Source organism: Microbacterium mcarthurae (genome assembly GCF_046064585.1).
In the GTDB taxonomy this organism is placed as follows: Bacteria; Actinomycetota; Actinomycetes; order Actinomycetales; family Microbacteriaceae; genus Microbacterium; species Microbacterium mcarthurae.
The window spans coordinates 83,796-105,640 of record NZ_JAROCE010000005.1; the positions used below are offsets into that span (position 1 = coordinate 83,796).

Here is a 21,845-nt window from a genome sequence, read left to right on the forward strand (position 1 = left end):
GGCTTATTCAGCACCGTTGTAAGGTTTGCAAGGAGGACGAGCCCGACGATGCGGAGGAGGGAGACCGTTGCTGCTTCAGCCAGTACCAGACTCCAGATTCGTCGGTCAGGCCGACGAGACCATCGCATCCAGATATGCGCACCGCCATGACTGCAATCCCGACGGCGGTCATCGTTGAGCATGCGCTCTCCACACGCATGTGGGGCTTCACCCGAGATGTGCTTCCAGCGCCCCAAGTGCCCGAGGATCCGGAGGAGCGGGCCTAGGCAATAGCCGTCTTCGCGACCTCGTTTCCCGCGATCATGCAAGTGGTCGCAACCTCCAAGCACGCCGGCGAGGCATGCGACAATGATGCCGAGTTCGGCTTCGCGCTCGACCTGATTCTCGCCGGCGCTCAAGGACTCCACGAACGTGACTGGACACCGACTATGCCGGTGCAGACTGGACTTCACGGCCACTCGCACCGGTGAGCGGCCTGGGAGGTCGCATGATTTCGACTTGATTACGCTCGATCGCGACCGCGCTCTTTGCCCTCGACCGAAGGAGCCCACCATGTCCGAAACCAAGCCCTCCGTGATGTTCGCCTGCGTGCACAACGCGGGGCGGTCTCAGATGGCGGTCGGCTTCTTCCGACACCTCGTCGGCGATCGTGCGGACGTGCGTTCTGGCGGTTCCGACCCGGGTGAACAGATCAACCCGGTCGCGGTCGCAGCGATGGCCGAAGTCGGAATCGACATCTCCGTCGAGACACCGAAGGTGTGGACTCTGGCCGGCGTGCAGGAATCCGACGTGATCGTGACGATGGGCTGTGGGGATGAGTGTCCGTTCTATGTCGGCAAGCGCTACCTAGACTGGGAGCTCAACGACCCGGCAGGTCAGCCGATTGAGTACGTTCGAGCGATACGCGACGAGATCGAGTGCCGAGTGCGCGGCCTCGTCGTCGAGCTCGGAATCGCGATATAACGCTGCGGTCCTGCCCTTCAGGGGTTCGCTTAGGCTATTGACGAGTCGTACATAATTTCGTATAAATGGTGAAGAAGCTGGGCTACCTACCATGCTTCGTACATTCTGTGCCCCCTCGTCGTTCTCTTGCCCAACTTGAGTGCATCGCGAGGGGGCGGTGTTATCTCGCGTCCAGCGACCGCCCGGCGTGTGGCCGATGGGTTCTTGACCTCGATGATGTCGTGAACGTGAAGCAGTGAGATGCATGTGGGTTTACTGGATTCGCTTCGGATTGTAAAATGTATTCATACGTATGAAAGAGAGCTCACGACGCCAATCCGTTGCCGATAAAGTATCTGAAGCCCTCGAAGGGCTACTGATTCAGGCTCGGGCGAAGTGGCCCACTGATGAGATCGGCTACCGGGCGAAGCTCAACAAGCGCGTCCCCGACGACCGCTTCGGCTTCTTTCATCTCCTCGAAGTGACTCCTCGCCTGCGGGATCGCTACGAGTTCAGCCTCCTCGACCCGTTCAGCCCAGCCGAGGATGAGATCCGCTTCACGGCTCGTATCGACGTGGGGCGTAGCGAGTATCATCTCGAAGGCGATGAACTTGTGCTTGTCGTTGCCCGTGACATCCGCCGGCCTGATCCGGACTAGGGCGTGTCTCCCATATGGATCGTGAGGCTCGCGGCAGTCCGGTCGGGTGGGGTCTGATTCTCGGTTGAAGGTGTTCACGGACGAGCAGTGGGAGCGGATCGCACCGCTGCTGCCCTCGAACGAGGGCCGGCGGGGTCACCCGTTCGGTGACAGCCGCCGCGTGGTCGAGGGCATCGCCTACCGGTACCGGACCGGGATCCCGTGGCGTGATCTGCCGCGCGGCGAGTTCGGGCCATGGCAGACGGTATGGAAGCGGCACCGCCGCTACGCCGGCGACGGCACGTGGGACCGTGTTCTCGCGCGGATCCTCGCCGACGCCGACGCGGCAGGGAAGATCGACTGGTCGGTATCGGTGGACGCCACAATCGCGCGTGCGCACCAGCACGCGACGAACACCACCCGACCTGAGCAGGACACAGGGGGCAGGATCGAATCACAAGAATCTGCCGTGGCACGAGGTTGAACCGGCTGGGCACGGGATCGGGCGGTCCCGCGGCGGGCTGACCACCAAGATCCACCAGGCCGTCGACGGCCGCGGCCGGCCGCTGGCGATGGTCATCACCGGCGGGCAGCGCAACGACGGCGCCATGCTCATGGAAGTCCTCGCCGAGATCCACGTCCCCCGACTCGGCCCGGGGCGTCCGCGCACTCGCCCCGACGCGATCATCGCCGACCGTGCCTACACCTCCGGCGTGACCCGGACTGAGCTCCGCCGCCGCGGAATCCGGGCCGTCATCCCGGAGAAGAGCGACCAGATCGCCGCCCGCAAACGCCGCGGACACCGCGGTGGCCGACCACCCGGGTTCGACGCCGCCGCCTACCGCGGTCGCAACGTCGTCGAACGATCCTTCGCTCTCGCCAAGCAATGGCGCGGCCTCGCCACCCGCTACGACAAACTCGCCATCACCTACCGGGCCGCCGTCACCATCAGCGCAATCCTCACCTGGCTACGCCATATAGGAGACACACCCTAGTCGGCTGACGATACAGATGGCCGCATTCGCGATACGTACATCCGCATCATCGACCGCTCCGGAACCTCCTCGGGCCCTGGGCTGGTAATCCGGTGGGGACTCGTTGGGTTCACCGCCGTGCCTGACGGTAACATCGTCCGTTGTCCGTCTCGTCTTGTTGGTGATCCCGGCGCACCTGATGGTCACCGAGCCCAGTTCGGCCCGGTGCTCAGGGTAGCGGGAGGACACCACGATGGCCACGACACGGGAGCAAGCCAAAGCCGCACGGGAGGCGAAGCTCGATGAGCTGCACGAGCGCCTGGCCGGTGCGGTCGAGCAGCTCGTCTCCGGTGAGGACTGGGCGCGTGCGCTCGCGTTCGCGGCACGGTTCAGGACCAGATCGTTCTCCAACACGCTGCTGATCTGGGAGCAGCACCAGGCAGCGTTCGAGGCCGGCCTGGCGCCCGACCCGTTCCCGTCTTATGTGGCTGGGTATCGGCAGTGGCAGGGCCTGGGTAGGCAGGTGCAGAGGGGCCAGCCGGGGTATCAGATTCTCGCGCCAGTCACCGGACGCTTCGCCACCGCCACCCCGGCGAATGCGGAGTCGTGGCGCCGCCTGGGGAAGGGCGAGAAGCCGCGTGCCGGTGAGGTGGTGCGTTCCAAGATGGTCGGTGTCCGTCCGGCCTACGTGTGGGACGCCTCGCAGACCGCCGGCGACCCGATCCCCGAAGCACCTGCGCCGAAGCTGCTGGAGGGCCGGGCCCCGGCAGGGCTGTGGGAGGGCCTGTCGGCGCAGGTCGAGGCGGCGGGTTTCTCGGTGTTGCGGGTGCCGCATGAGGGGATGATCCACGGGGCCAACGGGATGACCGACTACACCGCGAACACCGTGGCGGTGCGGGAGAACATGGACCCTGCCGCGCAGGTCAAGACCCTCGCCCACGAACTCGGCCACGTCCTCCTGCACGGTCCCGACGCCGAGGAGGCACGTCAGCATCGCGGCATCGGGGAAGTAGAAGCCGAATCCGTCGCTTTGATGGTCGGTGCCGCACACGGAATGGACACGTCCGGGTACACGATCCCGTACGTGTCAACCTGGGCGGCCCGCGTCGACGGGAAAGAGCCGGTGGAAGTCGTCAAGGCCACCGGGGAGCGGGTCCGCAAGACCGCCCTGGCGATCCTCGACCAGCTCGACACGACCCAGGTCGCCGACGGCACCCCGCCGGGTCTGGACCGGGACGCCACCCAGCGCGACGCACGCGCACAAGCGCAAGCGTCGCCGACAGCGGAGCCGGCTTCGCCGCGGCGGGCGGCTCCATCGCTTGAGCCGGCTACCAGACCCGTACCGGTGCCGGCGTTCGAGGGGCTGGGTCTGCGATGACCACGCACGGCGCGGTCTCCTCGGTCCTGCTGCGGATGAACACGGCGTGGCCATTGTCGGCCGCCGCCGGTGAGTTCGCGGCTGCGGGGGTGCCGGTTTTCCCCTGCGTACCGTGGGGGAAGCGGCCGGCCACCGAGCACGGGTTCCACGACGCCACCACGGACCTGGATCAGGTCGAGGCGTGGTGGCGGCAGTCGCCGGGCGCGAACATCGGGGTTCCGACCGGCGCCGCCTCGGGCGCGGTCGTGGTGGATGTCGACGTGCACGGCCCGGTCGATGGGCGGACCCGTTTCGATCGCGCCGCCCGTGCCGGGCTGGTGGAGGGGTGGGAGCTGCTGGTGCGCACTCCCACGGGCGGGATGCACGCCTACTACCCGGCCACGCCCGGCATGGAGCAGCGGTCGTGGCAGGTAGCGCGTGCGGGGATCGACTTCCGCGGCGACGGTGGCTACATCGTCGTCCCACCCTCGGTCCGCTCCATCGAGGGCACCACGGTCGGCTACGGGGTCGAGGAGGTCAACGCCGGCCCGGCCGGCCTGCTGGATGCGGGACGGTTGCGGGACTTTCTCGACCCCCGCCCCACACCGCGAGCCACGCCTGTGGGTCTGGATCGGGGCGTCGATGTGTCGCGGCTGGCAGCGTGGGTCGCGGCCCGCGGTGAGGGTGAGCGGAATCGTGGTCTGTTCTGGGCGGCGTGCCGGCTGGCGGAGAACGGGCTGCCTGCGTCGGATGCGCTCGATGTGCTCACCGCGGCCGCCGGGCACGCCGGGCTCGCCGAGCGCGAGATCACCGCCACGGTCCGCTCCGCCTACCGCACCGTCCGCCCCACTCCCGCCCGGCGCGGACCCTCGTCGCCGGTGCGGGGTGCCTCGCCGCTGGCCGCGGACGGCTGGTTCAGTCGTGACCCCGCCCGCCCGTCGGCAGGGTCGTCGAGAGTGCGGGGGCTGTGATGACCACCCCAGTCGCTAGCAGCACGGTCGCGAGCAGGACTGCGGGGCGCCGGTGGGCGGTGGTGACGGCGGTGTCCGGGACTGTGTTCATCGCCGCCGGCGCCTTCTGGCTGTCCTTCACCGCGCTGGCTGACCTCGCCGCGCGGTCCGGGATCGGTGCCGGGCAGGCGTGGGCGTGGCCGCTGATCGTGGACGGCATCATCGTCGTGGCCACCGTCGCCGTCGTCGCCCTCGCAGGCCACCGGTCAGCGTGGTATCCGTGGGTGCTGCTGATCGGCGGCGCCGCGGTCTCGGTGACCGCCAACGCCATCCACGCCGTGGTTGCCGCCGATGCCGACGTGCCTGGTGTGCTGGCCGCATCGGTGGCGGCGGTGCCGCCGGTGGTGCTGCTGGCGATCACCCACCTGACCGTCATCCTCACCCGACCACTCCCAACGGCCACCGACCCCCACACGGGCGTATTCGCCCGCGACCGGGCCGCGCCGGTGGAGCAGCCGACGCAGCCGTCCGCACCCGACGAGGCATCAGAGCCGAGTCTGCTCCCCGCACCGCCGGTGGAGAACGCCGCTGATGGGGACAGCGCGCCAGTTGCCCCGCCGCCGGTGGTCGAAAGTACCCGGCACACGCGGGCCACCACGCGCTCGGATCGGCGCTCGGATCGGCGTGGGCGCGCCGCGAGGCTGCGTGAGCAGGGGTGGTCGAACAAGCGCATCGCCCGCGAACTCGGCGTGCACCCGTCCACGGTCGGCCGCTGGTTCACGCCCGCGCACCTTCCCGACAAGCAGACCGTCGAGGAGGCGAAGACACCATGAGCACAACAGACCACGCCCGCCACCAGCACGAGCCCTGGCAGAACGCACCCGAGACGACCAAACACCGCTCGGTTCAAGAGGACCCGGAGAAGGCGGGGACGCCGGAAGCGGCGCAGGCCGCCAAGGTCGCCCAACGCAACCGTCCCGATAAGGCCACGATCGCGGATAGCGCGCGGCGGGCGCGGGGTGTGGAGTGGGTGCGGCCCACCGATCTGCTTGCCCGCCAGTCGGCAACAGCGGCGGGGCGGGGTATCGACTTCGAGGTCGAACTCGCCCGCCGCACCCGCCAGCGCACCGGCCACGTCACACGGGCCAGCGGCCGCGGTCTCGGCAACGTCGGCAAAGCCATCAGTGAGCGGGCGCGGCGACTGCCGGACGTCTCGGAGTTCGGCCGTGGCAGTCGGCACCAGTCGTGGGTGAGCCGTTCGGGGATCGGGCTGGGGTGACCTGAGATGCGCACCCCCGCCAACTCATCGCCGTCATCGCGACCGGCGGCGTGGGGATGCGCGTGCACCTGCCTGTCAGGAGGTGCCAGACCATGACCACGACCACACCCGCCCACTCGCACTCCGCTGACGGCGAGGACTTCACCGCCAGCGACGGGCTGCGCACGCTACTGGACCGGCTCCACGAAGCGGGACCAGGCTCGTGGAGCCATGATCCGACGGCCGCTGAGCTGATGGCCCACACCGCCACCAAGTACGAACTCCTCGCCCGCAAGCACGGCCTGGACCCGTGGGAGGCCGCCAGCGCGGCGTTCAAGGTGATGATCACCCGCGCCGCCCGCGAAGCACGCGACCCGTGGGCGGTCATCACGCACGCGGTGCGGATCACCTGCATCTTCGAAGAACGCGCCCAAGGACTCTTATGCTCGGTGCACCAAGCCCGCCGCCCGCACGTCTCGGCGTTCCACGACCCCGAACGGTTCTCCGACCGGGAGAACCCGCTGACCGACTACCACCCCGCCTTCCACATCACCGACCCCCACAACCACGATGATGCCGCGGAGGCGAACGCTGCCGGGGCCGGCTCAGACGGTGGTGGGCACGAGTCGGATCAGGCGTGCATGTCCGCTGGGTCGGCGGCCGAGGACGCCATCGCCTTGTTCACGCTGCTGGGCTGGGACCCGGCCACCGCCCGTGCCGGGGTCGAGCATGTGTGCGCCGCGTTGACCAAGACCGGCACCCGCCAAGGCGCCTACGAGGCGTTGCGGCGGGACAAGCACGCCCGCGCCCTGCTGGACATCCCCCGTTCCTCGTGGACGGCGCTGCTGCGCGCCTTGTTGGGCCATCCGCATCCCGCTTACGCCGCCACCGGCACCGGGCGGGGTGTCCTGTTGCGGCTGCTGATCGGCGAGACCCTTCCGGTGCTGCTGCGCGACGACGACCTCATCCTGACCATCTCCCTGGCCGCCCCCGGCCACCACGACGAGCCTGGTGGTGATCGGTCGTGACCGCACCGGCCGGCTACATCGAGCTGGAGCGCACCGTCGACTCGATCCGGGTCGGGCGCCGGCACCGGACCGCGTTCGGCAACATCGACGAACTCGCTGCCTCAATCGAGCGAGACGGGCTGTTGCAGCCCATCACCATCACCCCCGACGGAGTGCTGGTGTGCGGGGCCAGGAGATTGGCGGCGATCAAGAAGCTCGGCTGGCGCAAGGTCAACGTCTGGGTCCGCTCGGGCATCTCCGACCGCCTCGGGCACCTGCTGGCCGAACAGGACGACAACGTGCTCCACAAGCCGCTGACTCAGACCGAAGCAGCCGCCCTCTACCGCGAACTCCGGGTGTTGATGGCCGAGGACGCCGAGCGCAGGAAAGCAGCCACTCAGTTCAGTGCCCAGAACCAACCCGGCGCTGACGGTCCCGCAAAATTTGCGGGACCGTCAGGAGCATTGGGCGAGGCACGTCAACAAGCGGCAGCGATGATCCCCGGTGGCTCCTCGCACACGACGCTGGAGAAGATCGGCTACCTCCAGAAGATCGCCGAAGACCCCGCCCAACCCGCCGAACTAAGAGCACAAGTCACCGCTGAGCTAGAGCGCATCGACGCCGGCGCCCCGGTGCATCCGATCTTTGAGGCGATCCGCGCCGCCGCCCAGAACGCGCAGGCCGAACGCGAGACCGACCTGCACCAGCTCGCCGCCGACGCCCTCGCCCGCGCTAAGCAAACGAAGACTGGTAAGCGCCCGCCACGGCCCCGACCTGTCACCGACAACGACGGCGAGCCCGCCCAGTATCCGGTGCGGGCATTCGTGCTCACCTGGGGCGAGCTGGACCAGTGGTGGACCCACTACGACGTCGAACATCTCGCCGCCGAGCTGAGCGATGAGCAGATCGAGTCCTTCCTGACCACCGCCGAGGGCACCAGCCGATTCGCCGAGGAACTGCGCACCCTGCGCGACCGCGACACCGCCGACGATGAGCCGGTGCCGGCTCGCGCCCATCTGCGCGCCCTCTGACGGCCAACCTCCCTCTGGCCCGGTGGGTGGCGGGGGCGCACCTGGTGGGTATGAAGACTCCCGACCTCTCCGAACCCCGGACCCGCCGCCGACTCATCGCCGCCCTCGCCGCGGCGGTCATCGTGCTCGTGCTCGCCGGTGTGGGCGTCTACGGCCTCGTCCTCGGCCCACCCAGCCACGATCGCGACGACGACAGCGAGACTCCTGGCCCAGTGATGACCGCGCCGTCCGATCCGGTGCCCACGACCACGCCACGGCTGCCGGTAGTGCGGGCCTCGGATGATCCGGAGACCTTCGCCCGCAACGTCGCCACCGTGCTGTTCGAGTGGGACACCGCCAGCGGGTTCATGCCGTTGGACTACACCAGCGTGGTCCTCGACGTCGGCGACCCCACCGGTGCCGAGCAGGCGGGGCTGGCTTCGGACATCGCCGCCTACCTCCCGTCCCGGGACGCTTGGCTGGAGCTGCGGCAGTACGCCACTGCCCAGCACCTCACCATCGGCAACACGTTCGTCCCCGAAGCGTGGGCGACCGCGGTGGAGCAGGCCCAGCCCAGTCAGCTCACCGAGGGCACGGTCGCGGTCACGATCGAGGGCACCCGCCACCGCGAAGGCCTGTGGCACGACGAGCAGGTGACCTCCGAGCACGCGGTGGCGTTCACGGTGTTCGTGGTCTGCGGCCCGACCTACGAGACCTGTCATCTGCTGCGGCTGTCCCAGCTCGACAACCCCCTCCGATAGGTCCGGAGGTCGTTGTTGTGTTGAAGAAGCTCGCCATCGCCGCCCTCGCCATGATCTTCCTCGCCCCGTCCCTGGTGCTGATCGGAATCGGCGTGGTGATGAACCCCGCCCTGATCGCCACCGCCTCCTGCACGATCCCCGGCGACTCCAACGTCACCGTCGGCGACATCCCCGACGAACTGGAAGTCACCACGGCCAATGGGGAGACGTTCACGCTGAACCGGACCCAGCTCACCCATGCCGCGACGATCATCGAGACCGGCAGCAGCATCGACGGGATCACCCGCGACGGCCTTCAGATCGCGTTGATGGCTGCGCTGACCGAATCCACGCTGCGAATGCTCGCCAACACCAGCGCCTACCCGGAGTCCGCGGACTACCCGAACGACGGCGACGCCTCCGACCACGACTCCCTCGGTCTGTTTCAGATGCGTCCGCAGTCCGGGTGGGGCACGGTCGCGGAGCTGATGGACCCCGTCTACCAAGCTGAGGCCTTCTTCGGCGGCCCCACCGGACCCAACCACCCCTCACCACGGGGACTGTTGGACATTCCCGGGTGGGAGGAGATGGACAAGGGCGAGGCCGCCCAAGCCGTCGAAGTCTCCGCGTATCCCGACCGGTATCGCAACTACGAGCCGGTCGCCGAGACCATCCTGACCACCCTCACCACCACGACGTCGACCGCCGACGGGACCGCGGATTCAGGCACAGCGTCCGGGGACCCTGTGGTGCAGCCGGTGGCGGTGGGGTCGTCGCGGGTGGTTTTCCCGATGCCCGAGGGCACCTGGGTGCTCACCAGCGAGTACGGCCCACGGGTGCACCCGATCAGCGGCGAAGACTCCTTCCACACCGGCACCGACTTCGCCGCCCCCGACGGCACCCCGCTCATCGCCGCCGCGGACGGTCGGGTGAGGGTCGCGGAGTTCTCCGGCGGCTACGGCGGCCTGATCGTCATCGAGCATCAGATCGACGGCGCCACGGTGGCCACGGCGTATGCGCACATGTGGGAGCACGGCATCCACGTCCAGGTCGGCGACCAAGTGACGGCTGGGCAGCACATCGGAGACACCGGCAGCTCCGGCAACTCCACGGGGCCGCATCTGCATTTCGAGGTCCGCCTCGGCGGCACGAACGGTGAGCACACCGACCCCGCCGCCTGGCTGAACACCCGCAACGCCGCCGACCTCCGCGAGCCCGAGACCAGCTCACCAGCCGGCGACTGCGATCCCAGCGGCGACACTCCTGGCGGTGAGCCGGACCCCCTCGACGGCGACCCCGACCGCCTCGTGGACGACCCGACCTCGGATGGGCAGATCACCGCACGTCTGCTGCACCTCTACATCCAGACCATCGCCGCGTTCCCCGACACCTCCTGGGCGTGCTACTCACCCCGCCCCGGCACCGTCTCCGAACACCCCCTCGGGCGCGCCTGTGACGGGACCTTCGGCAACGCCATCGGCGAGGCGGCAACCGGACCGGCACTCGACCTCGGCTGGGAGGTCACGAACTGGATGCAGGAGCACGCCGAGACCCTGGGCATCGAGTACCTGATCTGGCAGAACCAGATTTGGTCGACCGCCCGAGCAGATGAGGGCTGGCGGCCATACGAACGCGGCACCGACGTCACCACCCGGCACGACGACCACCTGCATCTCACCGTCCGGGCCGGGAGCTGAGTCGTCATGGACGTGTTCCCCGACTTCGACGGCCTAGAAGGTATCGGTGACCTGCGCGAGGTCATCGGTGCGCTGCTGACCTTCGTGCTCATCATCGCCGTGCTGATGCTGATCGTCTGCGCCATCGTGTGGGCGCTGTCGACCGCGAACGGTCACCACGCCGCCGCCACCAAAGCAAGGATCGGCGCCTGGACCGCCCTGGGTGCCGCGGTCCTGGCCGGCGGTGGGGTGGCCTGGCTGAACTGGCTGATCGACCTCGGCCAGCAACTCTGAACCACGCCCCACCAGCGGACCCCTCATCGGCTCCGACCGTGTGGGGCGGGCGGTGCACCTGATCGACGAGAGCCCCGTCTCGCCGACGCCCCGAAGGAGCACCGTCATGACCGTCCTGAGCCTGCTCACCGAAACCACCGCCGCTGCCGCCACCACGTTGCCGGCCGTGCTGCCGATGAACGTCGACATCGATCCCAACGACACCGGACTGCCCGGCATCAGCCAGCTCCGCACCATCGTCGGCGCCGTGATGACGATCGGCCTCATCCTCTCCGTCCTGGCCTTGATCATCTCGGCGATCGTGTGGGGTTTCGGCGCCAACTCCTCCAACCCCAGCCTCGCAGGCAGGGGCAAGATCGGCGTCCTCGTGAGCTGCGGCGCCGCCATGATCTGCGGCGCCAGCGTCACGCTGATCAACTTCTTCTGGGACGTCGGCCAGCAGGTCTGAGTCCACCCACCAATCGTCCCGACTTCTGAGGAGTGATCTGCGGTGGGTGTGTGCGATATCCCCCTGGTCTCGACCGTCTGCGACACCGCCGGCGAAGCCGCCGCCTCGCTGGTCTCCGCCCCGTTCGACTGGCTCGCCGGCGCGATGGGCGCCGCCGCCGGCTGGCTGTTCGAGGCCGTCTGGTCCGTCTTCGACACCACCACCCTGGTCGACGTCACGTCGCCGGAGTACGTGGCGGTCTACAACATCCTGTTCGGCATCGCGGTGTTCGTGATGCTGATCTTCTTCTGCCTGCAACTGATCACCGGCCTCATCAGACGCGACCCCACCGCCCTGTCCCGCGCCGCCCTCGGCCTCGGCAAGAGCGTGCTCGGCAGCTTTGTGGTCATCACCCTGACCGCCCTGTTGTTGGAGATCGTCGACCAGCTCTGCATCGGCATCATCCAAGCCGCCGGCGAGACCACCGAGTCGATGGGCGACAAGATCACCCTCCTCGCCGCCGGCCTGGTGGGCATCAACATCGCCGCACCCGGCGTCGGCGCAATCATCACCATCTTCCTCGCCGGGCTCGCCATCAGCGCCGCCGCGATCGTCTGGCTCAGCCTGCTGGTGCGGAAGGCGCTCCTGCTGGTGGCGATCGTCCTCGCCCCGCTCGCGTTCTCCGGGGCATCGTGGGATGCGACGAAGGGGTGGATCAGCAAGTGGGCGATGTTCGTCATCGCCCTCATCGTCTCCAAACTCGTCCTGGTCGTGATGTTCCTCGTCGCGATCACCCAAGTCAGCGCACCGATCGATGGGGACCTGTCCTCAGTGGCGGACCCGATCGCTGGGATCGTGCTCATGGCGATGGCCGCCTTCGCCCCGTACCTGACCTACAAGTTCCTCGGCTTCGTCGGGTTCGACATGTACCACGCCATCGGATCGGAGCAGGACGCCAAGAACGCCCTCAACCGGCCCGTCCCCACCCCCTCGAAGCCACAGGGCGGTGTGGAGCCGAAGAAGGTCCTTGACGACAGCAGTGGGGGCAAGGGCGACAACGGTGCCGGTGATGGGAAGAAGCCACCGGAACCGAAGAACCCGAAGCCGCAGGCATCCAGCGGCACTGCTGGCTCGGCGGGGGCCGGTGGTGGAAAGGCGGCCGCGAGCAGTGGTGCCGGGGCAAGCGGTGGAGCAGGCGCCGGTGCTGGAGCTGGCGCTGCGGCGGCTGGTCCCGCCGCTGCGGCCGTGGTGGCGGCGAAGGTCGCCAAGGACGCCGCGACCGCCGGACCCAAGGCCGGCAAAGCCCTCGGTGGGCAAGGCGAGGCCGCCGCCGACTCCGCCGGACAGGCCGGCAGCACCCCACCACCGGCCGCGCAGGCACCCCCGCCATCGACGCCGGCACCGAAGACACCCACCGGCGGGCCGTCGGGTGCGGAGGCGCGTCCACCGAAGCAGCCCCCACCCCCTGCCCCCAAGCCCACCGGGAAGGAGTGAACCACCGTGCCTACCAAGCAGAACGAGAGTGCTGTCGCCTCGGCGGAGCTGGTGCCGGTGAAGTTCTCCCGCCTCACCCGCCGCGGGGTGTTGCTGGGGCTGTCCCTCTCGCAGCTCATCACCCTCGCCACCGGCATCCTCTCGGTCGTGGGTGCCCTGTACGCAGGCGGCGGCATCCTCCTGGCCTACACCGCACCCATCTGGGTGATCGCCGCGGCCTTGACGTGGATACCGATTGCCGGACGCCCGGCTGTGGAGTGGTTGCCGGTCGCGTTCTGGTGGCTCTGGCGTTCGACCGGCGGACAACTCCTCTACCGGCGGCGGATCGTCACACCTCGCCCGGTGGGCACCCTGGCGTTGCCAGGTGACATGGCACGGCTGCGGGAATACACCGACCCCGATACCGGGGCGGGGATGATCCACGACCCCCACGCGCAGACCCTCACCGTGGTCTGCGAGGTGTCGCATCCGGCGTTCGTGCTCCTCGACCCGGGTGAGCAGGAACGACGGGTGGCCTCCTGGGGACGCGTTCTGGCAACGGTGTGCCGCTCCGGGCGGATCGCCACGTTGCAGGTGCTGGAGCGGACGTTGCCGGACTCGGGTACCGGTTTGGCCGAGTGGTGGGCCTCCCATGGCACGGCCGACGACACCTGGGCTGCGACCACCTACGCCGAGCTGATCGACCGCGCCGGACCAGCCGGCGAACGCCACGCCACCACCCTGAGCCTGTCGCTGGACATGAAGAACGCCGCCCGGCAGATCAGAACCGCCGGCGGCGGTATCCGCGGTGCCGCCGCGGTCCTGCGCCAAGAGATGTCCACCCTCGTCGCCGCGCTCCGCACAGCAGACCTGTCGCCCTCGGGCTGGCTGAGCCCGGGCGAGATCGCTGTCATCCTCCGCAGCGCGTACGACCCGGCGATCGCCGCCACCCTGGAACGCCACGGCGAACTCGGCCAATCCCTCGCCACCGCCGGGCCGGTCGCGGTCAACGAGTCCTGGACCCGCATCCGCACCGACTCCGCCCACCACGCCGTGCTCTGGATCTCCGAATGGCCCCGCTCGATGGTGTATCCAGGCTTCCTCTCGCCAGTGCTCCTATCCACCGGGATTCAGCGGTCCTTCTCGCTGATCTGCACACCGATGCGCTCCGACCAAGCCGCTCGCGACATCCGCAAGAAGAAGGTCGAGCACATCTCCGACCAAGCTCAGCGGGCGAAGATCGGGCAGATCGAAGACGCCGCCCAAACCGCCGAGTACCAAGACGTGCTCCAGCAGGAAGCCGACCTCACCGCCGGCCACGGCGTCCTCAGATACACAGGCCTCATCAGCATCTCTGCACCAACGGTCGAGGAACTCGACGCCGCGGTCGCGGCGATCGAACAGGCCGCAATCCAAGCCTCCTGCGAAACCAGGTTGTTGGTCGGGCAACAGGCCGCCGCGTTCACCGCCGCCGCACTGCCACTGTGCCGCCGCGTCTGACCGTGCACGGGCGCCGGCCCCCGGCCCAGAGATGGTGGTGGCGTGGTGCGTGCACCTGAGGGGTGAGCCCGAACCACGGGCTCACCCCTCTCTGTTCGCCCACCGTCTTGGAGGCTGTGATGCCCACGTTCCACGACCCGCTCGCCGATGCGGCCGAAGCCTCGGAAGCACTGCGGGGCCTGGCCCACGCCTCCCGCGTGTTCGACGACCCGGCGGACACCTACCGGGTGTTCGGTGACCTCGTAGCGGGGGTGCGGTCGCTGCGCCAGGTGCTCGACCAGCTCGCCAGCACCCACCTGGGCGCGCGGGATCGGGCGTTCGACGATGACGGCAGCGCCGCCGCCGGCGCGGCGTCCGCGCTGGCCGCGGCCGATGATCTGCACCAGGCCGGCACGCTGCTCGATCAGGCCTACGACCGGCTCGACGCGGCGTTCTCACATTCCGGGCGGATCGCCTGGCACCCCGAACCGGCCGTGGATCGAGACGCCGCCCGCGAACGGCTGGCGGCACGCCTCGGCGGCGACCCCGCCACTACGACCGTGCAGGCCGGGTCGCTCGCGTTGACGGTGTGGCCGGATGCGCCGGTGGGTGAGCATCAGCGCTACGCCTACCGGATCAGCGACACCACCACCGACCAAGCGGTGGAGGGCCGGGACCTGTTCACCGGCGCCGGGACCCCCGTCGACCCCGACCGCGCCATCCGAGACCTCGCGACCTTCCTGAGCGCGGCGGGCGAGGCTCGCCAGTACGCGCTCGATCATCCCGGCAGCAGCCCGGAGCACGAGGGACTGTTCCCAGCGTGGGTGGCCGAGGCCGCACGCACCAACGCCGACGCCCTGGCCGAGCTGAGCGAGCACGACTCCACCGAGCCCGTCGCCGGAACCGCGCAGGTGGGGCGGCGGTGGCTCAACGTGGCCTTCCTCCAGGGCGAGGAGGCCGATGCGGTGCTCGATCTGATCGACCGCGACGGCGCCGAAGCGGCCATCGCGCATCTGAGCGGGTACGACTATGGCGAGGAGACCAGCCAGGCGGCCTTGGAGAACGGCTATGTCTACGAGGACCAGCCGCCCACCGGCAGCACCGAGCGGACCATCCAGGACGGCGGGTACGCGCTGACCTACAACCACGCGCTTGGGCATGTGGGCCTGTACCGGGAGTTCGACACCCCACCCGATCCCGCACTGCACGAGGTCGAGCGGCCAACCTCGGCGATCGTCAACGAGCAGCCACACCACGCGCCCGCACCGGCTCGGGAGACGTCGGCCGCCCGGCGCGCAGCCCTCGGCGCGGACCGCGACTGGTACACCCACCCCGCCGGCACCGTCAGCCAGCCCGGGCGAGGACTGTCATTGTGACCGGCGCCGAACGGGAACGGCTGCACACCTCGGTCCTCGTCGCCCCCGCCAAGGAGCGCCGCCGGCTGCGCAAACAGCGCCGGAAGGCAGCCGCGAGGCTCCAAGCCGAGCAACACGCCGCCGAGAAGGCCGCCGCACACGCGAAGGCCGAGGCCGAGCGCGCCGAACGCCGCGCCACCACCTACCTGCCCGCCGCCGGTGAGCCAGGCCCGGCCGCGCTCAGATCGCCGGGCCGGTTCCGGCTCCCACGCCACCAGGACACCTCCGCGACCCTCGCCGGGGTGTATCCGTTCGTCGCCGAAGGCGGACTCGGCTCCGACGGGGTGTTCGTCGGCCAAGACCTCTACTCCGGCGGCAGCTTCGTCTACGACCCCTGGGTCTTGTACGCCCGCGGCATCATCACCGCACCCAACGTGGTGCTCGCCGGGATCGTCGGCTCCGGCAAGTCCTCCCTCGCCAAGTCCCTCTACACCCGCTCACTGCCGTTCGGGCGCCGCGTCTACGTCCCCGGCGACCCCAAAGGCGAACACACCGCCGTCGCGAACGCGGTCGGCGGCCGCGCGATCGTCCTCGGCCACGGGCTGAACACTCGGCTCAACCCCCTCGATGAGGGCCACCGCCCCGGTGGGCTGACCGATGAGCAGTGGAAGACGACAGTGGCCTCACGGCGCCGCGACCTGATCGGCGCGCTGGCTGAGACGGTGCTCGCACGCGGGCTCACGCCGTTGGAGCACACCGCCATCGACCTCGCCCTGACCGAGACGGTGGGGGAGAACGACGTGCCGATCCTGCCCACCGTCGTCGACCACATCCTCACCCCCACCCACGACTCCGATGGGCGGCTGGCCGAGGATGGTCGGCTCGTCGGACACGCCCTACGCCGACTCGTCGCCGGTGACCTCCAAGGACTCTTCGACGGACCCTCCACCGTCGCCTTCGACCCGTCACTGCCAATGATCAGCCTCGACCTCTCCCGAGTGACCGAGAACTCCACACTCATCTCCGTGCTGATGACCTGCTCGTCGGCGTGGATGGAGTCCGCGCTGCTCGACCCCAACGGCGGGCAGCGGTGGGTCATCTACGACGAGGCCTGGCGCCTCATGTCCCACCCCGCCCTGTTGAAGCGGATGGATGCGCACTGGCGTCTGGCCAGGCATTACGGGATCGCGAACATGCTGATCTTCCACAAGCTCTCCGACCTGGACAACGTCGGCGACGCCGGCTCAGCCGTGCGCTCCCTCGCCAACTCCCTCCTGGCCAACGCGGAGACCAGGATCGTCTACCGGCAGGAGTCCGACCAGCTCGGCCCCACCGCCACCGCGCTCGGACTCACCGGCACCGAACAGAAACTCCTCCCGGCACTGGGCGTCGGTCAAGGGCTGTGGCGGATCAAGGCCAGGAGCTTCGTGACCCAACACCAGTTGCACCCGGCCGAGATGGAACTCTTCCGGACTGACCAGCGCTACACCGAAAAGTAGCGGGTTCCGCGGGCCCGTTCGGAACCTCGGAGAACTTGAGTATCCAAGGGTGGCTTCAGCGTGCCTGCTTTGGCGTCTGACGATCAAGCTCGGGTCTGGGCTCGCCGTTCGACGGCGTCGACGGGCCGCGGGACTGTACGCCAGGTGAGAGCGGTGAAGAGCGCACCGAGGATACCGATCGCGACGAGCACCAGTGAGATAGCGGGGAGACCGATCGTGGCACCGAGAACACCGGCGAGAGGGTAGGTGATGAGGAAACAGGCGTGGGAGAGGGAGAACTGGGCCGCGAAGACGGCGGGTCGGGTCTGCTCAGTGCTGCCTCGGCGCAGAAGCCTGGCCGAGGGGGTGAGGATCGTGGACGTCGCAGCTCCCAGCAGCACCCAGATAGCCAGCAGCGCCATCCACTGGGATGGGCCCTCCATGAACGCGATACTCCCGCTCGTGGCAAGGAGCAGGGTGGGGAGCGCGATCCCTCCGGCGAGCATGACCGGTCTGTCTGGCAGTGTCTCCAGCAGTTTCGGCATGAGGAGAGCGACGACCATCGAGCCGCCTCCGTAGGCAGCGAGTAAGAGAGCGGCGTCTGATTGGGGTCGCCCTAGCTCGCCGAGAACGAGCACGGTGGTGTTGACGATGACCATAGCGGTGGTGGTCGCGACGACGAGATTCAGGCCCATCAGCCCGCGTAGCTCTCTATCGGCCCAAAAAGCCCGTGCGCCGCGGGTGAGGCGGTTGAGGAACGGTGTCGGTGGTGGGGTCTCGATTCGCGGAAAACGAGAAGCGATGACGAGCACTGCGGAGATGAGGAATCCGATCACAGTGCCGACAAAGAGGTTGTGGTAGCTGATCACGGTCAGCAAGGCGGCGGCGAGCATCGGGCTCAGCAGCGATTCGAGGTCGTAGGCCAGCCGTGACAGTGACAATGCCCGGGTGTAGTCGTTCTCGTCAGGCAAGACCGAGGGGATGACGGCTTGGAACGTGGGGGTGAAGGTCGCCGAGGCGGACTGGAGCAGGAAGATCAGAAGGTAGATCTGCCACTCCTCGGTCACAAACGGCAGCGAGACGGCGACTCCGGCGCGGATCAGATCGGCGCCGATGAGCACCGGCTTGCGGGGCAGACGTGCGAGTAGGGCGGTGGTCACCGGAGCGACGGCGACGTAGGCGACCATCTTGATGCTCATCGCCACGCCCATCACGATCCCGGCATTTCCGCCGGCGATGTCGAAGGCGAGCAGGCCGAGCGCGACCGTGAGCAGTCCGGTGCCCAGCAGTGCGATGGCCTGCGCGGTGAACAGCTTCGCGTAGGTCGGATTCCGGAGGACGGTGAGCATGAGGTCGGACCGATCAGATCGAGAACAAGCGGGGGCTGCAGGTGCTACTGAGATGTGTGGTGGTGCGGCGGTGTCTGCCCGTTGGCGATTGCGTGCTCTGCCTGCTTGATCGCCTCGACGACGACAGCGAGGGCGTGCTCGTCAGTGAGCTTGTAGAGCACGCTGGTGCCCTCCTGCCTCGTGGTGACCATCCGCGCCATCCTCAGCCGGGCGAGATGCTGGGAGACCCCGGGAGGTTTCTTGTCGACGATCTCTGCCAGTGCCCTGACCGGCAGTTCTTCGGCACGTCGCAGTGCGAGCACGATCCTGATCCGGGTCGGATCGGACAGGATGCCCAGCACCTCCGCAGCCAGGTCAACGTATTCGGAGGCCGGGTCCATCCCGCATAACTGCTTATCTGCGTTCATACGCATATACTAACACTCCGGGAGAGGGCAGACGCCAGTGAAGTGTGTTGCGCCCAGATCTCAGACGGTTCCACGTCCTCAGCGGACGTACTGGTGCACCTGGCTGGTATGGGTTCCTCTGCCGATTCGTCGTCTCGCCGCAGCCGCCGCAACACCTCAACCGATGCGCCGCCGGTGGTGTTGCCACACGTGGTCATCACGGTCACCGAGACCGGTGCTCTGGAGGTCACCGTCGACGGTGCCGCCTTCCCGCCACCGGCTGAGGGGCAGGGGTGGACGCGGGGCACCTTCGGTGAGCTGATGGATGCCGTCACCGCGGACCGCACGGTCGCGGTGCGGATCGAGGTCCGCGAGAGTGACGGGTCCGTGTTCACCGACCTCATCCACGCCCGCAAACCCACACCGCCACAACCCGCAGAGACCGAGCCGAGACAACCGCGCAGCAAGCACACCAAGGCCAAACAGGCGCCGGAGCTGGTGGAGGTCACCGGCGAGGGGTTCGTGCCCGGCGAGGACATCGCCGTCGCCCTGATCGTCGCGCACACCGATGCCACCGGCACCGGCCACGCCCGCGCCCGGCTCGATGTCAGCCGCCTCGCTGGACTGCTCGACGACGGAGTCGGGGAGGTCGTGCTGCTGGGACGGGTCTCAGGCACAGTCCAGGTCCGGCGGCTGCCATGACCGGACCGGCATCGGGGCGGCAGTCCGGGAGCATGGGCGATGAGCTGACCAACGCCGCCATCATCGCTCTCATCGGCGCGTTCGGTGCCGCGTTCATCCTGCGCGCCGCCGGATCGGTGGCCGCGTTCGTCACCGGCACACCCCAACCCGCCGCCGGACCCGCATCCGGCCTGGGGGTGGTGTTCAACCCCGCCGACCCCGCCGCCGCGCTGGACGCCGATGGGCTGAACCCGGTCGCGTACTGGATCGTCACCGCGATCCTGCTCGGTGACCTCGCGACGGCTGGCGGGTGGGTGTGGGTGCGGCTGCGGCGCCACTCGCGCAAGGTCGAGACCGACCCGCGGCGCCTGGCCGGCACCGCCACCGCCCACGAGGTCGTCCAGACCGCCTCGACCAAGGCACTCTTGAAGCGCGCTTCGACGCTGCGCCCCTCGCTGACCGACCCGGCTCCAGCCGATGTCGGCTATCTGCTCGGTCGTTCACGAGGCAAGCAGGTGTGGGCCAGTGTGGAGGACTCGATCCTGCTCATTGGCCCACCCCGCTCCGGCAAGGGTCTGCATGTGGTCATCAACGCCATCCTCGACGCTCCCGGCGCCGTGGTCACCACCTCCACGCGGCCGGACAACCTCACCGCCACCCTCCGCGCCCGACTGCGTGACGGGCGGCCGGTGGCGGTGTTCGACCCGCAACACCTCGCAGAGGGCATCCCCGCCGGGATGCGCTGGTCACCTATCCGCGGCTGCCACGACCCGCTGACCGCGATGATCCGCGCCACCGGCCTCGCCTCCGCCACCGGGCTCTCTGCGGGTGGGGTGGAGTCCGGCGGGTTCTGGGAAGGCAAGACCCGCACCGCCCTCCAAGCCCTGCTGCACGCCGCCGCCCTCGACGGACGGCCGCCCTCAGAGTTGTTCCGCTGGACCCTGGACCCCACGGCCGCCGCCGAGGCCGTCGCCATCCTCACCAACAGCACCCAAGCCGCCATTGGGTGGGCGGACTCGCTCGGGGCGATGATCGATTCGGACCCCAAGACCCGCGACTCCATCTGGCAGGGCGTCGCCCTGGCCCTCGGTGCCCTGGCTGACCCGCGGGTGCTCGATGCCGTCTCGCCGGGACCGGGTGAGGACTTCGACCCAGAGACCTTCATCCGAGACCGCGGCACCCTCTACCTACTCGCAACAGGAGCCGGAGCCGGAGCCTCCGCAGCGCTCGTGGCCGCGTTCGTCGAAGACCTCATCGAAACCGCCCGCAGGATCGCCGCCCGCTCACCCGGCGCCCGCCTCGATCCACCACTACTGCTGGCACTGGATGAGATCGGCAACCTGGCCCCCCTGCCGAGCCTCCCGACGCTGATGGCTGAGGGCGGCGGAACCGGCATCACGACGCTGCCGGTGTTGCAGTCCCTCGCGCAGGCGCGGGAGAAGTGGTCCGACAACGCTGCCGGAGCCATCTGGGACGCGAGCATCGTCAAGGTCGTCCTTGGTGGTGCGTCCAACTCCCGTGACCTCCAAGACCTGAGCACGCTCATCGGTGAGCGGGACGAGTACACCGATTCAGTGACCTTGGGCGATCACGGCACCAGATCGAACCAGCGCTCGGTGCGCCGGGTGCCGATCCTGCCGCCGGACCGGATCAGGACGCTGTCGTTCGGCACCGGGGTGACCCTGCTGCGCTCAGCGCCCCCGATCGTCACCGACCTGCGCCCTTGGCCCGCACGTCCCGAGGCGGCCCAGTTGAAGACGGACCGGGCAGAGGTCGAGGCGCTGCTGCGTGGACCCGGCTCGTAACCGGGGCCTGGGGTGGTCTGTGCACCTGTCTGATACGAGCGACCCCGCACGGGTGGTCGCCACGAGTGTCAGGAGGAGAGTCCGATGGCTATCCGCACCCAGCAGTCCATCTCGGGTTTCATCGCGTCCGACCCGCAGCTCACCCACACCGCCAAGGGCAGCCCGAGGTTCTACGCGCGGATCGGGCAGGAGCACTTCCGCCGCGAGGACGACGGGACCTTCACACGCCTGGAGCCCACGTTCCACGACATGGTGGCGTTCCGGGCCACGGCCGAGCGTGCCCACGAGCGGTTCGCCAAGGGCGACAGCTTCGTCGCCGAAGGCTACGTCCGCCCCTACACCAGCGACCGCAACGGCCAAGACGTGGAGACCGAGGAGTTCGTCGCCAAGAAGGTCGGCCACGACCTGTCCCGCACCACCTATGAGGTCGACCGCAGCCGTCGCGCCGAGGCCACCGTGGACAGAGGGGCCCCCGCCCGCGAACCCGCCGGCCTGGCGGCGCCCGAGCTGATCGGTGAACGGCGGGCTGCGCCGAGCACTTCGCCCTCGCTGGGTCTGTGAGGGTGA

22 protein-coding genes are annotated in these 21,845 nt (G+C 68.9%); 20 read left to right on the forward strand and 2 right to left on the reverse strand.

What is annotated here, in order from left to right:
- Positions 1 to 552: 552 nt before the first annotated feature.
- The 17 genes from P5G46_RS14240 to P5G46_RS14320 all read left to right on the forward strand — a co-directional run bounded on the left by P5G46_RS14240 (position 553) and on the right by P5G46_RS14320 (position 17,078).
- On the forward strand, positions 553 to 963 hold the full coding sequence (locus P5G46_RS14240; protein WP_408905932.1) for an arsenate reductase ArsC: 411 nt from the start codon (positions 553 to 555) through the stop codon (positions 961 to 963).
- A gap of 292 nt (positions 964 to 1,255) precedes the next feature.
- Positions 1,256 to 1,600: a hypothetical protein gene (locus P5G46_RS14245; protein WP_408905933.1), complete on the forward strand. Its 345-nt coding sequence runs from the start codon at positions 1,256 to 1,258 to the stop codon at positions 1,598 to 1,600.
- Positions 1,601 to 1,646: 46 nt separating this feature from the next.
- Positions 1,647 to 2,574 (forward strand): IS5 family transposase gene (locus P5G46_RS14250; RefSeq protein WP_408905930.1). Its coding sequence is split into 2 segments (ribosomal slippage): positions 1,647 to 2,018 and positions 2,020 to 2,574, totalling 927 coding nucleotides; the frame shifts between segments, so codons are not numbered across the junction.
- Between the two features lie 232 nt (positions 2,575 to 2,806).
- A complete protein-coding gene (locus tag P5G46_RS14255) occupies positions 2,807 to 3,931 on the forward strand; it encodes an ArdC-like ssDNA-binding domain-containing protein (RefSeq protein WP_408905934.1) in 1,125 nt (374 codons plus the stop codon).
- Positions 3,928 to 4,881: a bifunctional DNA primase/polymerase gene (locus tag P5G46_RS14260; RefSeq protein WP_408905935.1), complete on the forward strand. Its 954-nt coding sequence runs from the start codon at positions 3,928 to 3,930 to the stop codon at positions 4,879 to 4,881. Before P5G46_RS14255 ends, P5G46_RS14260 begins: the two co-directional genes overlap by 4 nt.
- 59 nt (positions 4,882 to 4,940) lie before the next feature.
- On the forward strand, positions 4,941 to 5,693 hold the full coding sequence (locus P5G46_RS14265; RefSeq protein ID WP_408905956.1) for a DUF2637 domain-containing protein: 753 nt from the start codon (positions 4,941 to 4,943) through the stop codon (positions 5,691 to 5,693).
- The gene (locus tag P5G46_RS14270; protein ID WP_408905936.1) at positions 5,690 to 6,139 is read left to right on the forward strand and encodes a hypothetical protein; all 450 of its coding nucleotides are present in this window, start codon (positions 5,690 to 5,692) and stop codon (positions 6,137 to 6,139) included. Before P5G46_RS14265 ends, P5G46_RS14270 begins: the two co-directional genes overlap by 4 nt.
- Positions 6,140 to 6,231: 92 nt before the next feature.
- Positions 6,232 to 7,146, forward strand: coding sequence for a hypothetical protein (locus P5G46_RS14275; protein ID WP_408905937.1), 915 nt, complete (start codon positions 6,232 to 6,234; stop codon positions 7,144 to 7,146).
- Positions 7,143 to 8,156: a ParB N-terminal domain-containing protein gene (locus tag P5G46_RS14280; RefSeq protein ID WP_408905938.1), complete on the forward strand. Its 1,014-nt coding sequence runs from the start codon at positions 7,143 to 7,145 to the stop codon at positions 8,154 to 8,156. The genes P5G46_RS14275 and P5G46_RS14280 overlap by 4 nt, the downstream gene beginning before the upstream one ends.
- Positions 8,157 to 8,206: 50 nt before the next feature.
- A complete protein-coding gene (locus P5G46_RS14285; protein ID WP_408905939.1) occupies positions 8,207 to 8,896 on the forward strand; it encodes a hypothetical protein in 690 nt (229 codons plus the stop codon).
- 17 nt (positions 8,897 to 8,913) lie between these two features.
- Positions 8,914 to 10,572: a M23 family metallopeptidase gene (locus P5G46_RS14290; protein ID WP_408905940.1), complete on the forward strand. Its 1,659-nt coding sequence runs from the start codon at positions 8,914 to 8,916 to the stop codon at positions 10,570 to 10,572.
- Between the two features lie 6 nt (positions 10,573 to 10,578).
- On the forward strand, positions 10,579 to 10,845 hold the full coding sequence (locus P5G46_RS14295; protein WP_119296313.1) for a DUF6112 family protein: 267 nt from the start codon (positions 10,579 to 10,581) through the stop codon (positions 10,843 to 10,845).
- Between the two features lie 106 nt (positions 10,846 to 10,951).
- Positions 10,952 to 11,293: a DUF6112 family protein gene (locus P5G46_RS14300; RefSeq protein WP_408905941.1), complete on the forward strand. Its 342-nt coding sequence runs from the start codon at positions 10,952 to 10,954 to the stop codon at positions 11,291 to 11,293.
- Positions 11,294 to 11,335: 42 nt separating this feature from the next.
- A complete protein-coding gene (locus P5G46_RS14305) occupies positions 11,336 to 12,766 on the forward strand; it encodes a conjugal transfer protein TrbL (RefSeq protein ID WP_408905942.1) in 1,431 nt (476 codons plus the stop codon).
- 6 nt (positions 12,767 to 12,772) lie between these two features.
- Positions 12,773 to 14,245, forward strand: a complete 1,473-nt coding sequence (locus P5G46_RS14310) for an SCO6880 family protein (protein WP_408905943.1) — start codon at positions 12,773 to 12,775, stop codon at positions 14,243 to 14,245.
- 119 nt (positions 14,246 to 14,364) lie between these two features.
- A complete protein-coding gene (locus P5G46_RS14315; RefSeq protein WP_408905944.1) occupies positions 14,365 to 15,600 on the forward strand; it encodes a hypothetical protein in 1,236 nt (411 codons plus the stop codon).
- Entirely contained in the window at positions 15,597 to 17,078 is a 1,482-nt protein-coding gene (locus tag P5G46_RS14320) for an ATP-binding protein (RefSeq protein ID WP_408905945.1), read from the forward strand. Before P5G46_RS14315 ends, P5G46_RS14320 begins: the two co-directional genes overlap by 4 nt.
- 83 nt (positions 17,079 to 17,161) lie before the next feature.
- Here the strand turns inward: P5G46_RS14320 and P5G46_RS14325 are convergent, their stop codons facing one another.
- Positions 17,162 to 18,406 carry an MFS transporter gene (locus P5G46_RS14325; RefSeq protein WP_408905946.1) on the reverse strand — a complete coding sequence of 415 codons (1,245 nt, stop codon included), beginning with the start codon at positions 18,404 to 18,406 and terminating at the stop codon, positions 17,162 to 17,164.
- 44 nt (positions 18,407 to 18,450) lie between these two features.
- Positions 18,451 to 18,813, reverse strand: a complete 363-nt coding sequence (locus P5G46_RS14330) for an ArsR/SmtB family transcription factor (RefSeq protein WP_408905947.1) — start codon at positions 18,811 to 18,813, stop codon at positions 18,451 to 18,453.
- Positions 18,814 to 18,990: 177 nt separating this feature from the next.
- Between P5G46_RS14330 and P5G46_RS14335 the strand changes: the two genes are divergently transcribed.
- The 3 genes from P5G46_RS14335 to P5G46_RS14345 all read left to right on the forward strand — a co-directional run bounded on the left by P5G46_RS14335 (position 18,991) and on the right by P5G46_RS14345 (position 21,839).
- Positions 18,991 to 19,494 carry a hypothetical protein gene (locus tag P5G46_RS14335; RefSeq protein WP_408905957.1) on the forward strand — a complete coding sequence of 168 codons (504 nt, stop codon included), beginning with the start codon at positions 18,991 to 18,993 and terminating at the stop codon, positions 19,492 to 19,494.
- Entirely contained in the window at positions 19,491 to 21,278 is a 1,788-nt protein-coding gene (locus tag P5G46_RS14340) for a type IV secretory system conjugative DNA transfer family protein (RefSeq protein WP_408905948.1), read from the forward strand. Before P5G46_RS14335 ends, P5G46_RS14340 begins: the two co-directional genes overlap by 4 nt.
- 84 nt (positions 21,279 to 21,362) lie before the next feature.
- Positions 21,363 to 21,839 carry a single-stranded DNA-binding protein gene (locus P5G46_RS14345; protein ID WP_408905949.1) on the forward strand — a complete coding sequence of 159 codons (477 nt, stop codon included), beginning with the start codon at positions 21,363 to 21,365 and terminating at the stop codon, positions 21,837 to 21,839.
- Positions 21,840 to 21,845: the final 6 nt, after the last annotated feature.